At 65.5% G+C, this 12,669-nt stretch carries 13 protein-coding genes; 10 read left to right on the top strand and 3 right to left on the bottom strand.

Annotated elements, in window-relative coordinates; all coding sequences use genetic code 11:
• Position 1: 1 nt before the first annotated feature.
• From SR870_RS07545 to SR870_RS07530, 4 genes are all read left to right on the top strand, one after another.
• Positions 2-415 carry a type II toxin-antitoxin system VapC family toxin gene (locus tag SR870_RS07545; RefSeq protein ID WP_322517380.1) on the top strand — a complete coding sequence of 138 codons (414 nt, stop codon included), beginning with the start codon at positions 2-4 and terminating at the stop codon, positions 413-415.
• Between the two features lie 25 nt (positions 416-440).
• On the top strand, positions 441-1,925 hold the full coding sequence (gene gatB, locus SR870_RS07540) for an Asp-tRNA(Asn)/Glu-tRNA(Gln) amidotransferase subunit GatB (protein ID WP_322517379.1): 1,485 nt from the start codon (positions 441-443) through the stop codon (positions 1,923-1,925).
• Positions 1,926-2,446: 521 nt separating this feature from the next.
• A complete protein-coding gene (locus SR870_RS07535) occupies positions 2,447-2,575 on the top strand; it encodes a hypothetical protein (protein ID WP_322517378.1) in 129 nt (42 codons plus the stop codon).
• Between the two features lie 716 nt (positions 2,576-3,291).
• A complete protein-coding gene (locus tag SR870_RS07530; RefSeq protein ID WP_322517377.1) occupies positions 3,292-3,558 on the top strand; it encodes a hypothetical protein in 267 nt (88 codons plus the stop codon).
• 175 nt (positions 3,559-3,733) lie between these two features.
• On the opposite strand, the gene SR870_RS07525 is transcribed toward SR870_RS07530, so the two are convergent.
• Complete coding sequence (locus SR870_RS07525) at positions 3,734-4,750, bottom strand: tripartite tricarboxylate transporter substrate binding protein (RefSeq protein WP_322517376.1); 1,017 nt, start codon at positions 4,748-4,750, stop codon at positions 3,734-3,736.
• Between the two features lie 144 nt (positions 4,751-4,894).
• On the opposite strand from SR870_RS07525, the gene SR870_RS07520 reads away from it, so the two are divergent.
• From SR870_RS07520 to SR870_RS07495, 6 genes are all read left to right on the top strand, one after another.
• Positions 4,895-5,479: an NnrU family protein gene (locus SR870_RS07520; protein WP_322517375.1), complete on the top strand. Its 585-nt coding sequence runs from the start codon at positions 4,895-4,897 to the stop codon at positions 5,477-5,479.
• Positions 5,480-5,481: 2 nt separating this feature from the next.
• Positions 5,482-6,306 carry a 3-methyl-2-oxobutanoate hydroxymethyltransferase gene (gene panB / locus SR870_RS07515; protein ID WP_322517374.1) on the top strand — a complete coding sequence of 275 codons (825 nt, stop codon included), beginning with the start codon at positions 5,482-5,484 and terminating at the stop codon, positions 6,304-6,306.
• A 158-nt stretch (positions 6,307-6,464) separates the two neighbouring features.
• Entirely contained in the window at positions 6,465-7,118 is a 654-nt protein-coding gene (locus SR870_RS07510) for a tetratricopeptide repeat protein (protein WP_322517373.1), read from the top strand.
• A gap of 55 nt (positions 7,119-7,173) precedes the next feature.
• Positions 7,174-7,713 carry a hypothetical protein gene (locus tag SR870_RS07505; RefSeq protein WP_322517372.1) on the top strand — a complete coding sequence of 180 codons (540 nt, stop codon included), beginning with the start codon at positions 7,174-7,176 and terminating at the stop codon, positions 7,711-7,713.
• Positions 7,714-7,785: 72 nt separating this feature from the next.
• Positions 7,786-9,168: a ribosome biogenesis GTPase Der gene (gene der / locus SR870_RS07500; RefSeq protein WP_322517371.1), complete on the top strand. Its 1,383-nt coding sequence runs from the start codon at positions 7,786-7,788 to the stop codon at positions 9,166-9,168.
• Entirely contained in the window at positions 9,165-10,439 is a 1,275-nt protein-coding gene (locus tag SR870_RS07495; protein ID WP_322517370.1) for a TCR/Tet family MFS transporter, read from the top strand. Before der ends, SR870_RS07495 begins: the two co-directional genes overlap by 4 nt.
• Positions 10,440-10,552: 113 nt before the next feature.
• Here SR870_RS07495 and SR870_RS07490 read toward each other — a convergent pair whose 3' ends face one another.
• Positions 10,553-11,779 carry an ABC transporter substrate-binding protein gene (locus SR870_RS07490; protein ID WP_322517369.1) on the bottom strand — a complete coding sequence of 409 codons (1,227 nt, stop codon included), beginning with the start codon at positions 11,777-11,779 and terminating at the stop codon, positions 10,553-10,555.
• Between the two features lie 79 nt (positions 11,780-11,858).
• Positions 11,859-12,602 carry an SDR family NAD(P)-dependent oxidoreductase gene (locus tag SR870_RS07485; protein WP_322517368.1) on the bottom strand — a complete coding sequence of 248 codons (744 nt, stop codon included), beginning with the start codon at positions 12,600-12,602 and terminating at the stop codon, positions 11,859-11,861.
• Positions 12,603-12,669: the final 67 nt, after the last annotated feature.

Below are 12,669 nucleotides of genomic sequence, written 5' to 3'. Positions count from 1 at the left end.
CGTGCGGCCGCTCTTGCTTGATACCTGCGCGTTGATTTTCTTTGCCACGAGCGACGAGGAGTCGGGTGAGGCGCGAGCCGCCGTGCAACAGGCCCACGAGTCCGGACAAGCGATCATGGTGTCGCCGATTTCGGCTTGGGAGATCGGATTGCTCGTCTCGCGCGGCCGGCTCAATCTGCTGATGTCGCCGCTGCGCTGGTTCGATCAGGTGATGGAGCGGTCCAGTCTGTCTCTGGCGGCGCTGACGCCCGACGTGCTGGTCGCCTCGTCGTTCCTGCCGGGCTTCCCGCACCGTGACCCGGCGGACCGGATCATCGCCGCGACCGCCCGCGAATGCGGCTATCGGCTGATCACGCGCGATCGGTCGTTGTTGGCATATGCGCGGGAAGGGCATATTCAGGCGCTTGCTTGCTGACCACGCGCCGCTCGAAGGACACACCATGAACGCACCCGTCAAACCGTCCCAGCTCATCAAGGGCGCCACCGGCGATTGGGAAATGGTGATCGGGCTGGAGATCCACGCCCAGGTCTCGTCCAACGCCAAGCTGTTCTCCGGCGCGGCGACCGAATTCGGCGGCGATCCCAACAGCCACGTCTCGCTGGTCGACGCCGCGATGCCCGGCATGCTGCCGGTGATCAACGAGGAGTGCGTGAAGCAGGCGATCCGTTCAGGATTGGGACTGAACGCCCAGATCAATCTGCGCTCGGTGTTCGACCGCAAGAACTATTTCTATCCGGATCTGCCGCAGGGCTACCAGATCAGCCAGTACAAATCGCCGATCGTCGGCGAAGGCGTCGTCGTGGTCGACCTGCCGGACGGCGACAGCGTCTCGGTCGGCATCGAGCGGCTGCATCTCGAGCAGGACGCCGGCAAGTTGCTGCACGATCAGGACCCGACCTCGACCTTCGTCGATCTCAATCGCTCCGGCGTGGCGCTGATGGAGATCGTCTCCAAGCCGGATCTGCGGTCGTCCGAACAGGCCAAGGCCTACGTCTCGAAGCTGCGCACCATCCTGCGCTATCTCGGAACCTGCGACGGCGACATGGAGAAGGGCAGCCTTCGCGCCGACGTCAACGTCTCGGTGCGCAAGCCGGGTGAGCCGTACGGCACGCGGTGCGAGATCAAGAACGTCAACTCGATCCGCTTCATCGGCCAGGCGATCGAATACGAAGCGCGCCGCCAGATCGGCATCCTCGAAGACGGCGGCGCGATCGTGCAGGAGACCCGGCTGTTCGATGCGGGCAAGGGCGAGACGCGGTCGATGCGTTCCAAGGAGGAGGCGCACGACTATCGCTACTTCCCCGATCCAGACCTGCTGCCGCTGGAATTCTCCCAAGCCTATGTCGACGAGCTCAAGACCGGGCTGCCGGAACTGCCGGACGAGAAGAAGGCCCGTTTCATCGGTGCTTTCGGACTTTCGTCGGACGATGCCGGCGTGCTGGTGAGCGAGCGCGAGAGCGCCGATTTCTACGAGGCGGTGCTGGCGAAGCTGCCGGACGCTGCGCGCGACGGCAAGCTCGCGGCCAACTGGGTGATCAACGAACTGTTCGGACGCCTCAACAAGGACGGCCAGAGCATCGACGCCTCGCCGGTCTCGGCCGCGCAGCTCGCCGCGATCGTCGACCTGATCGGCGAGGGCGTCATCTCCGGCAAGATCGCGAAGGAACTGTTCGAGATCGTCTGGACCGAAGGCGGCGATCCGCGCGAACTGGTCGAAGCGCGCGGCATGAAGCAGGTCACCGATCTGTCGGCGATCGAGAAGGTGGTCGACGACATCGTCGCGAACAATCCCGACAAGGTCGCGCAGGCGATCGCCAAGCCGGCGATGCTCGGCTGGTTCGTCGGACAGGTGATGAAATCGTCCGGCGGCAAGGCGAACCCGCAGGCCGTCAACGATCTCCTGAAGCGCAAGCTCGGTCTCTGACGCGCTGCGGGCGTCGTCTTCGCCGCCGCAGCGGCGGGTGAAGGCGGCGCGCGGCGCGAACGATCGCTCTCGAATCATTCGTCTCGATTCGCGCGAAACCCGCGCTCCGGCGCACTCGTTGTGCGCCAATGCGGGGGTGTGCATGAAAATATTTTCATTGCCAAAAATTGCGACTCAGAGTCCGCGCGCAGTCCCTTCGCTCCGACTCGGCGCGGCGCGCGCGTGCGCAAAGCGTGTACTTAGCGCGACTAATCAATTCGAGAAATCCCTGCAATCCGGGCGTTTCCTGTGATCTTGACAAACGCGGACGCAGGTTTTTTGCGCCTAAACTCGATCGCGCGATGAATCGAGCGACGCACCGATTTCAAAGACGCCGTTGCCACGCGGCCAAACAGCCATCAACACTTCCTTAAGCGGGACACTGTTTTTTTCGATGTGTTGGTGTATTCGGGAAGTAGTGCATCTCGATTCCCGAGTGCACGCAGCAGCAATCGAGCCATCTCACTTTATCGGAGGGCAACATGGCCAAGAAAGCGAAGAAGGCAGTAAAGAAGACGGCGAAGGTCGCCAAGGCCAAGAAGGCCAAGAGCGCCGTCAAGAAGACTGCGAAGAAGACCAAGAAGGTCACCAAGAAGGCCGCCAAGAAGTAAGCTCGTTTCGGCGAGAGCCGGCAGGTCGATGCCGGCAGCGTCACAAGGGCCATCGGCGCGGTTCGCTCTTCGGAGCGGCCCCCGGCGAAGGTTCGGGTCGACGAAAGAGGGTGTCGGCGAGACATCAGGTCAAACGGCTGGTTTTCTGGACAGGGTTCGCCCGCGTTCAAAGAGTCCGGCAGAAGAAACGGTTTTTCTTCGAACGGTGCGGATGCTGGGTCCGCGGTTTCACGGCGGTCATCGCGTGTGAGATTTGGTCCTGACGTGTTCGCCGACGCCCTCGTTGTTTCCGTCTCCGAGTTTCGATGTCCGGCTCGTGATCAGTTCCGCCTTCGGGCGTGGCGTGGCGCGGCGTTGCTGCCGCCCCTTTTTCCTCCCATCCGTTTCGTCCTCCCATCGCTGACCCGCCGCTCCGGTTTTTCGCCGGGAGATGCCTGCCGCACTCTCGACGGTTGCCGCGATGGTTATCGGTTCGCCAAATCGGAAGGTGAATCGACCGTAAGCGATTCGAAGAAATCGCTGTGTCGCAGCGGTTTCTGCAATGCGCGCGGCGCGACGGCGCCTTCGCGTTCAGAATCCGTTCATCGCGACGCTTAAACTGCTCTTCAAATTTGACCGACATGATCACCCCATAACGCGCCGGGACACGGCGGTGGGGACGACAGATCAGAGGACAGGAGCCGCGCTCGGTTCAGCCGGCCAGGATGGAGAGTCAGATGCTGCAGGGACATTTCAATACCGAGACTGCGCTGCCGATCGAAGCCGGCGAAAGCCCGGACGTGCTGTTCGATCTCGGCCTGTTGTTCGCGTCGGGCCGCGGCGCGCCGGTCGATCTGATCGCGGCGCACAAATGGTTCAACCTCGCCGCACTGCGGGGCCGCGCGGACGCGATCGAATTGCGTCGCGAAGTTGCCGAGCAGATGTCGAAAGACGAGATCGCCGCGGCGCAGCGCGAAGCCCGCGCCTGGATCACCTCGCACTGATCTCGCCGTCGCGACGGCGGTGCGGGCCGGCATCGTCCGGCGGTCGCATCCTGGCCGTGCTGACTGCCGCCTTCGGCCGCGGCCTTTCTTTCGACTGCTCCATCGCGGAGCCGGGGAGGAGGGAAGGGATGCCGTTAGTTTCGAACCACTCTCAGCTCACCGTCGATCCGGAGGTTCACTCGATCCGGATGCCGGCTGCACGGATCACCTCGGCCCACAGCAGCTTCTCGTCGGAGAGCATCTGGCTCAACTCTTCGGGCGACGAGGCGGCCGGCACGATCATCTGGGTCTTCAGTTTCGCGATCACTGCCGGTTCGGACAGCGACTGGCGAACCGCTTGGTTGATCGCAGCGACCAGCGCTGGCGGCGTTCCGCCCGGCGCGATCAGCGCGTTCCAGGCATCGGACTGAACCTCGATGCCGCTCTCCTTCAAGGTCGGGACTTCCGGCAGGAATGGCGAACGCTCCGGCGTCGTCACCGCCAGGATCCTGATCGCGCCCGACGCCTGCTGCGGCGCCACCGCAATCGCCGGCAGGCAGGCCGCCTGAACGTCGCCGCGGATCAGTGCGGTGACGGCGTTGGGCGATCCGGCATAGGGGATGTGGACCATCCCGGCGCCGGCCTTCTGCGCGATCGCCTCCATGCACAGTTGAGACAGCGAGCCAGCGCCGATCGAGGCGTAGGCAAGACTGCCTTTACGGTCTTTCAGCCGCGCGACGAAGTCGGCAACGCTGTTGATCCCGAGGCTCGCGGGCACCGCCAGTACGCTCGGCATTCGCGTCAGCATCGTCACCGGTGCTATGTCGCGCTCCGGATCGTAAGGAAGTTTGGCGAACAGCATCCGGTTGATCACCAGCGGGCCGGGGATCGAGATGCCGAGCGTCGCTCCGTCCGGCGCAGCCTTCGCAGCGGTTGCGGTACCGATATTGCCCGAGGCGCCCGGCTTGTTCTCGACGACGAAGCTTGCGCCCGGATGGCGCGCCTGCAGGCTGTCGGCCAGCACGCGGCCCACCATGTCCGGCGTCGATCCTGCCGCGAACGGCACCACGATCCGCACCAGCTTCGGCGGCCAGGGCGGCGGCGAAGTTGCGCCGGCGGCGTTCGCCGTCACGGCGGTCGCGCCGAGCAGAACCGTCAGTCCAAGCCATGCGATCGTGCGCAGCAACGACCGTCGACCATCGGCTCCCAGCATTTGCATCCGTCCCGTAAAGAATGATACCCGGAATTCGCGCGTGTGATCGGCCGACCTGCCGTGTCGCATGCAGCGGCGCGGACCATAGTGGGATTTGACCGGCGCGGAAACCGACGCGGTGCCGGCAGGGACGGGAGTTGCGCGATGGGACTTGCGATGATGATCCTCGGCCTGGCGCTGTTCATCGGCGTCCACGTCGTGACCACGCAGCGCGACCTGCGGGCCCGCCTGATCGGGATCGGCGGCGAGGCGGTCTACAAGATCGGCTATGCCGTTCTGGCGATCCTCGGAATTGTGCTGATCGCCTACGGCTTCGGGGCGTATCGTGCGCATGGCTGGATCGACGTCTGGTATCCGCCGCGATGGACCAAGCACCTCTCCGCCCTGCTGATGCTGCCGGCGGCGATCCTGCTGGCGGCGGCCTATTCCCGTGGCCGCATCTATCGCGCGGTCAAGCACCCGATGATCACCGCGGTGAAACTGTGGGCCGTCGCGCATCTGATCGCCAATGGCGACCTCGGCTCGATCATTCTGTTCGGCTCGCTGCTGGCCTGGGCGGTCTACGATCGCATCTCGCTGAAGCGGCGCGCCGACCCGGGCGGCCCGCCGATCCCGGTCGGCGGCCCGAAAAACGACGTCATCGCCATCCTCGCGGGCGTCGTGCTGTATCTGGCGCTGGCCTTTGCTTTCCACCCCTACGTCGTCGGCGTTCCCGTGTTCGGAGCCTAAGCATGTCTATTCAATCGACCATCAAGCGGAAGACCGCTCCGGATATCCGCGCGCGCAAGGGTGGCGATCCGATCGTGATGCTGACCTCGTATCACGCCCACACCGCCTCGCTGGTGGATCGCTATTGCGACGTCATCCTGGTCGGGGATTCGCTCGGCAACGTGATGCACGGCTTCGAGACCACCATCCCGGTGACGCTCGAAATGATGATCCTGCAGGGGCACGCGGTGATGCGCGGCTCGCAGCATGCGCTGGTCGTGGTCGACATGCCGTTCGGCTCCTACGAGGCGTCGAAGGAGCAGGCGTTTCACTCCGCCGCGCGCATCCTCAAAGAGACGCATTGCGGTGCGGTGAAGCTCGAGGGCGGCGTGCGAATGGCGGAGACCATCGCGTTTCTCACCGAGCGCGGCATTCCGGTGATGGGCCATATCGGGCTGACGCCGCAATCGATCAACACGCTCGGCTCGTTCCGTGCGCAGGGCCGCGAGGAGGGGAGCTGGGAGCCGATCGAGGCCGACGCCCGGGCCGTCGCCGACGCCGGCGCGTTCTCGGTCGTGGTCGAGGCGGTGGCCGAACCGCTCGGGCGCAAGATCACCGAGACCATCGCGATTCCGACCATCGGCATCGGCGCCAGCGCCGCCTGCGACGGCCAGGTGCTGGTGCTCGAGGACATGCTCGGCCTGTCGCCCTGGGCCCCGAAATTCGTCAAGCGGTTCGGCAATCTCGGCCCTGGCATCGAGGCGGCGATCAAGGACTATGCGGCGGAGGTGCGGTCGCGCGCCTTCCCGGGGCCGGAACACGTCTACGGAATGAAGGTGAAGAGCTGAGCCTGGCGCGCCGGTTAATCGTGTCGAGGCATCCCCTTGATCCGGCTGGCTTTGCCTTGCCTCCGCCATAACGCTAGGGTATCGCCGCCGCGACGTCGGAAGACGGGCGCGCGCCGGTTTTGCAGGAACGCGGCTCGGTCGAGACAGGAAATCCTTAAGTGTCTGAATTATTTAACGAAGTCGATGAAGAAGTTCGTCGCGAGCGGCTCAAGCAGCTGTGGGACAAATATTCGCTCTTCATCATCGCCGGCGCGATCCTGATCATTGCCGGCGTCGGCGGCTGGCGCGGCTATCAATACTACGAGGGCAAGCGGGCTGCGGAAACGGGCGTGGCGTTCACCGCCGCCGCCGATCTGGCGGAGCAGAACAAGCATGCCGAGGCCGAGGCTGCGTTCAACAAGATCGCCGAGACCGCATCGGGTGGCTATCGCACGCTGGCGCGTCTGCGCGCCGCGGCCGAGGTCGCGCAGCGCGATCCGAAGGAAGCGGTCAAGGTCTACGACGCCATCGCCGCCGATCGCAGCGTTCCGGCGCAGGACCGGGATCTCGCCACGCTCCGCGCGGCGCAGTTTCTGATGGACAGCGCCAGCTATACGGAGCTTTCGCAGCGGCTCGAGCCGATCGCCGGCGCGAATGCCGCCTATCGTCACAGCGCACGTGAGATGCTGGCGCTATCTGCCTGGCGCGCCAACAATGTTGCGGCGACGCGGCAGTGGATCGAGCAGATCAATACCGATGCCGAGACACCGGCCAGCCTGCGCAACCGCGCCGAGGTGCTGCAGGCACTGCTGCCGCCTGCCGCCAAGAGCTGAGTTCGACGCCGACCGGCACCAACGCCCGTTACTGAGTACATGTGAGACATCGTCCATGCGCCGTTCGCACCGCCTGATCTCCCTCGCCGTATTGCTCGCTTTGTCGAGCGGACTGGCCGGCTGCGGCAGCCTCGGCGGATGGGATCCGACCGACATGTTCGACTTCCTCGACACCAAGAAGAAGCTGGCGGGCGAGCGCAAGCCGGTGTTTCCGGAAGGCGTTCCCGGTCTCGAACAGGGCGTCCCCAAGAGCCTCTACCGAGGCTCTGTCGAGGAGCAGCAGCGCGAGCAGGCTGCAGCGGCGGCCGGCGCCGTCGAGCCGCCGCCAGCCGAAGCCAGGCCGAAGCGAACCAGGTCCCGCGGCAATTCCGCTGCGGTCCGCCCCGCGGCTGCGCCGCAACCCGACGCCGAGCCCGCCCCCGAAGAGGAAGGCAGCACTGCGGCCGCGCCGCCCGCGCCCAAGCCGGTGAAGCAGTCGCGCCGCCGCGTCACCACGCCGCCGGCCGACGAGCCGGCGCAACCGACGCAGGCGGGTGCGGCGACCGCGCCGTCGGCGTTCCCGGCGCCGCTGCCGAGCGGTACTTTCCAGCGCTGATACCGGTCGCCGGGCGTCTCCCGGCATGCCGCGACATTGACAGGCGACCGCTTCTCGGCGCACGGATCAGCCATGTCATTCACACTCGCCATTATCGGCCGACCCAATGTCGGCAAATCGACGCTGTTCAATCGCCTGGTCGGGCAAAAGCTCGCACTGGTCGATGACACCCCGGGCGTCACGCGCGACCGTCGCGAAGGCGAGGGGCGCCTCGGCGATCTGGAATTCACCATCATCGACACCGCGGGGCTCGACGAGGGCGCCAAGGGATCGCTGACGGCGCGGATGCAGCAGCAGACCGAAACCGCGATCGAACTCGCCGACGCGCTGATGTTCGTGTTCGACGCCCGCGCCGGCCTCACCCCGAACGATCGCGCCTTCGCCGATTTTGCCCGCCGCGCCAACAAACCGGTGGTCCTCGTCGCCAACAAGAGCGAAGGCAAGGCCGGCGAACTCGGCGCGATGGAATCCTACGCGCTCGGCCTCGGCGATCCGGTGCAGATCTCCGCGGAGCACGGCGAGGGCCTGAGCGAATTGTACGACGCGCTGCGCGCGCTCATGCCGGAGCCGGATGTCGAGGCAGAGGACGACGAGGAGATCGAAGGCCTCACCGAGGAGGACTTCTCCAAGCGTCCGATCCGGGTCGCGATCGTCGGCCGCCCCAACGCCGGCAAATCGACCTTCATCAACCGCCTGCTCGGCGAGGATCGGCTGCTGACCAGCCCCGAGGCCGGCACCACGCGCGACTCGATCGCCGTCGAGGTGAACTGGAAAGGCCGCGACTTCAGGATATTCGACACCGCGGGGCTGCGGCGCCGGTCGCGGATCGAGGAGAAGCTCGAAAAGCTCTCGGTTGCCGATGCACTGCGCGCGGTGCGCTTTGCCGAAGTCGTGGTGCTGATGATGGACTCGCAGAACCGCTTCGAGGAGCAGGATCTGCGCATCGCCGACCTGATCGAGCGCGAGGGCCGCGCGCTGGTGATCGCGGTCAACAAATGGGATCTGGTCGAGCAGCAGGGCGGACAGATCGGGCAGCTCCGCACCGACGCCGATCACTGGCTGCCGCAGATCCGGGGCGTCCCGATCGTCGCCACTTCGGGGATGCTCGGTGAAGGCGTCGACCGGCTGATCGACGCGATCCAGGACGCCTATGCGGTGTGGAATACGCGGGTGTCGACCGCGGCGCTGAACCGCTGGTTCGAGCAGGCGGTGGCGCAAAATCCGCCGCCGGCGGTCGCGGGTCGGCGGCTGAAGCTGAACTACGTGACGCAGACGAAAGCGCGGCCGCCGAGCTTCGTGGTGTTCTGCTCGCGCGCCGACGCGGTGCCGGAATCCTATCTGCGCTATCTCGTCAACAGCCTGCGCGGCGTGTTCAAGCTGCCCGGCACGCCGGTCCGCATCACGCTGCGCGAAAAGGCCAATCCTTTCGCACACAAGCGCAAACGCAAATCATGACCGCGGCCGACCCCGCTTCCGGGACGAGCGCGCCGGCTCCGGGTGCGCGCCCCGCCGCGGTCGGCTTCATCTTCGTCACCATCCTGCTCGACATGCTGAGCGTCGGCATGATCCTGCCGATCCTGCCGAAGCTGATCGAGAGCTTTGCCGACAACAACACCGCGGACGCGGCCAAGATCTACGGCCTGTTCGGCACGGCCTGGGCGCTGATGCAGTTCGTCGCGTCGCCTGTGCTGGGCGCGCTGTCCGATCGTTTCGGCCGCCGCCGGGTCATCCTGCTGTCGAATCTCGGCCTCGGGCTCGACTACATCCTGATGGCGCTGGCGCCGACGCTGGCCTGGCTGTTCATCGGCCGGGTGATCTCCGGCATCACCTCGGCGAGTATCTCGACCTCGTTCGCCTACATCGCCGACGTGACCCCCGCGGAGAAGCGGGCGGCCGTGTTCGGCAAAGTGGGCGCCGCATTCGGTCTCGGCTTCATCTTCGGTCCCGCGATCGGCGGTTTGCTCGGCGGCGTCGATCCGCGGTTGCCGTTCTGGGTGGCGGCCGGCTTGAGCCTGTGCAACGCGCTGTATGGCCTGTTCGTGCTGCCGGAATCGCTGCCGCCGGAGCGGCGGTCGCCGTTCCGCTGGCGGGCCGCCAATCCGATCGGCGCGGTGCAGTTGCTGTCGTCGAATGCGATACTCGCCGGCATGGCGATCGTGGCGTTCTGCGCCGAGGTCGCCCATGTGGCGCTGTCCGCGACCTTCGTCCTCTACGCCAGCTATCGCTACGCGTGGGATCAGACCACGGTCGGTCTCGCCTTGGCCTTCGTCGGCTTCTGCACCACCGTGGTGCAGGGCTTTCTCGTCGGCCCCGCGGTCAAGCGGCTCGGTGAGCGGCGCGCCCAAGTGATCGGCTATCTCGGCGGCGCAGCGGGCTTTCTGATCTATGCGCTGGCGCCGACCGGCGCGCTGTTCTGGATCGGCATTCCGGTGATGACGCTGTGGGGCATCGCTAAGCCGGCGACCGCCGGGGTGATGACGCGCCTGGTGGCGCCGGCGCAGCAAGGACAATTGCAGGGCGCAACCACCAGCATGAACAGCATCGCGGCGCTGATCGGGCCTTTCCTGTTCACGGGCATCTTCGCCTATTTCATCGAGCCCGATGCGCCGATTTGGTTTCCCGGGGCGCCGTTCCTGCTCGCCGGCGCGCTGCTGATGGTTTCGATGCTACTCGCAGGCATCTCGACGCCGCCGCAAAGCAAATCAGGCGCCGCAAGCGGCGCCTGAAAGCTGAAACTCGTCGCGTTCGTCGTCATTGCGAGAAGCGAAGCGACGAAGCAATCCAGCACGGCACTCGGTATCTGGATTGCTTCGCTACGCTCGCAATGACGGTGTTGGGGTTACTTCTTGACCAGCGGGCACTCGCTCTGGGCCAGTGGCCGCGCGGCGTCTTCGGCGGAGATGTCGGCGACCTTCTTGTAGTAGTCCCACGGCGCCTTCGATTCGGCCGGGGTCTTCACTTCGAACAGGAACGCCGGCACCATGCGCCGGCCGTCGGCGCGGATGATCGACTTGCCGAACGGCGTGTCGTCGGCCGGGATCTCCTTCATCTTGGCCACGACCTTGGCGCCATCGTGCGGATTGCCGCCCATCGCCTCCAGCGTCTTGAGGTAGTGCAGCACGGCGGCATAGACGCCGGCCTGCGTCATCGACGGCTTGGCGTTGTTCTTGGACTGCTCCGAGAAGCGCTTGGCGAAGGCGCGGGTGTTGTCGTTGAGATCCCAATAATAGGATTCGGTGAAGGTCAGGCCCTGCGCGACCTTGAGGCCGAGCGAATGCACGTCGTTGATGAACAGCAGCAGCGCGGCGAGCTTCTGGCCGCCGGCGGTGATGCCGAATTCCGAAGCCTGCTTGATCGAGTTGGTGGTGTCGCCGCCTGCATTGGCGAGGCCGATGACCTTGGCCTTCGACGCCTGCGCCTGCAGCAGGAATGACGAGAAGTCGGCGGTGTTGAGCGGATGCTTGACGCCGCCGAGCACCTGTCCGCCATTGGCCTTCACCACAGCGGTGGTATCCCGCTCGAGCGCGGCTCCGAACGCGTAGTCCGCGGTCAGGAAGAACCAGGTGTTGCCGCCGGCCTTGGTCAGCGCCTGACCGGTGCCGTGCGCCAGCATGTAGGTGTCGTAGGTCATCGAGATGGTGTTGGCATTGCACGCCTTGCCGGTCAGGTCGGCGCTGGCGCCGCCGGAGTTCATCAGGATGGCGTTCTTTTCCTTGACGAGATTGCTGATTGCCAACGCCACGCCGGAGTTCGGCGTATCGGTGATCAGGTCGACCTTGTCGACGTCGATCCATTGGCGGGCGACGTTGACGCCGATATCCGGTTTGTTCTGATGGTCGCCGGCGACCAGTTCGATCTTCCAGCCTTTCTTTTCGAGACCGGAATCAGCGATGGCCAGCTTTGCGGCGACGACCGAGTTCGGTCCGCCGATGTCGGCGTAGAGGCTCGACATGTCGTTGAGAACGCCGATCTTGGCGGTCTTGTCCTGGGCAAACGCGGGCGATGCGAAGGCGGCGCCAGCGAGCGCAATGGCCACGGCGCGACGGCACGAGAAGATAACTCTCATTCATTTCCCCCTTGGGTGGTCGATTGTGAGCGGGTGTCGCCCCCGCTTGCCGTTAGTCAATCGCGCCACCGGGCCGAAGTCAATCGGCGGAGGGGTCTTTCAAGGTTCGGGACGCCGCGTCGAACAACTTGCCGGTCTCGGTCCAGGACGGCAGGCACAGCGGTACCAGTAGCTCTGCGATCTGATCCGGTGTCGGCAGCGTTTCCGGGTCTTCGCCGGGCATGATGGTGCCGCGCAGCTTGGTGCGGGTGGGGCCCGGATCGAACAGATTGATGCGGATCGGGGTGGTGTTCACCACTTCCTTGGCCCAGACTTGAACTAAAGTCTCAAGTGCCGCCTTTGAGGCCGCGTAGGGGCCGCGATAGGCCGGGGCCTTGCCGCCCGCCCGCGACGTCATGAACACCGCGCGTCCGGCATCCGACATCCGCAGCAGCGGCTCCATGCAGCGGATCATCTGGAAATTGGTGGTGAGGTTGATGCCGATCACGCCGGTCCAGGACTTCATCTCGATGTGTCCGAGCGGCGACGACGGGCCGGCGATGCCGGCATTGCCGACCAGCACGTCGAGCTTGCCATGGCGCTCGTGGATCGAGGCGCCGAGACGGCCGATCGCATCGAAATCGGTGAGATCCAGCGGCACCAATGTCGCGGCGTGTCCGCCGTCGGCGCGGATCGCGTCGTCGAGTTCTTCAAGTCCGCCCTGCGTCTTGGCGACGGCGATCACATGAGCACCGGCCCGGGCGAGGGCACGCGCGGTCGCGTAGCCGATGCCGCGCGAAGCGCCGGTGACGAGTGCGATGCGGGAGGCAAGGGGATGGGTCATGACATGCTCTTCCGGTGTGATGGCCGGGTTCGTCCCGGTCATCACGACTTTCTAAAGACGTGGATGC

The sequence above is a fragment of the Rhodopseudomonas palustris genome, from assembly GCF_034479375.1.
In the GTDB taxonomy this organism is placed as follows: domain Bacteria; phylum Pseudomonadota; class Alphaproteobacteria; order Rhizobiales; family Xanthobacteraceae; genus Rhodopseudomonas; species Rhodopseudomonas palustris_M.
This window is presented reverse-complemented; position numbering and strand designations above follow the sequence as displayed.

Excerpts from the sequence above, each read along its gene's own strand:
- gatB (WP_322517379.1), top strand. The coding sequence starts at position 441 with ATGAACGCACCCGTCAAACCGTCCCAGCTCATCAAGGGCGCCACCGGC.
- SR870_RS07535 (WP_322517378.1), top strand. The coding sequence starts at position 2,447 with ATGGCCAAGAAAGCGAAGAAGGCAGTAAAGAAGACGGCGAAGGTCGCC.
- SR870_RS07530 (WP_322517377.1), top strand. The coding sequence starts at position 3,292 with ATGCTGCAGGGACATTTCAATACCGAGACTGCGCTGCCGATCGAAGCC.
- SR870_RS07525 (WP_322517376.1), bottom strand. The coding sequence starts at position 4,750 with ATGCTGGGAGCCGATGGTCGACGGTCGTTGCTGCGCACGATCGCATGG.
- SR870_RS07520 (WP_322517375.1), top strand. The coding sequence starts at position 4,895 with ATGGGACTTGCGATGATGATCCTCGGCCTGGCGCTGTTCATCGGCGTC.
- panB (WP_322517374.1), top strand. The coding sequence starts at position 5,482 with ATGTCTATTCAATCGACCATCAAGCGGAAGACCGCTCCGGATATCCGC.
- SR870_RS07505 (WP_322517372.1), top strand. The coding sequence starts at position 7,174 with ATGCGCCGTTCGCACCGCCTGATCTCCCTCGCCGTATTGCTCGCTTTG.
- der (WP_322517371.1), top strand. The coding sequence starts at position 7,786 with ATGTCATTCACACTCGCCATTATCGGCCGACCCAATGTCGGCAAATCG.
- SR870_RS07495 (WP_322517370.1), top strand. The coding sequence starts at position 9,165 with ATGACCGCGGCCGACCCCGCTTCCGGGACGAGCGCGCCGGCTCCGGGT.
- SR870_RS07490 (WP_322517369.1), bottom strand. The coding sequence starts at position 11,779 with ATGAGAGTTATCTTCTCGTGCCGTCGCGCCGTGGCCATTGCGCTCGCT.
- SR870_RS07485 (WP_322517368.1), bottom strand. The coding sequence starts at position 12,602 with ATGACCCATCCCCTTGCCTCCCGCATCGCACTCGTCACCGGCGCTTCG.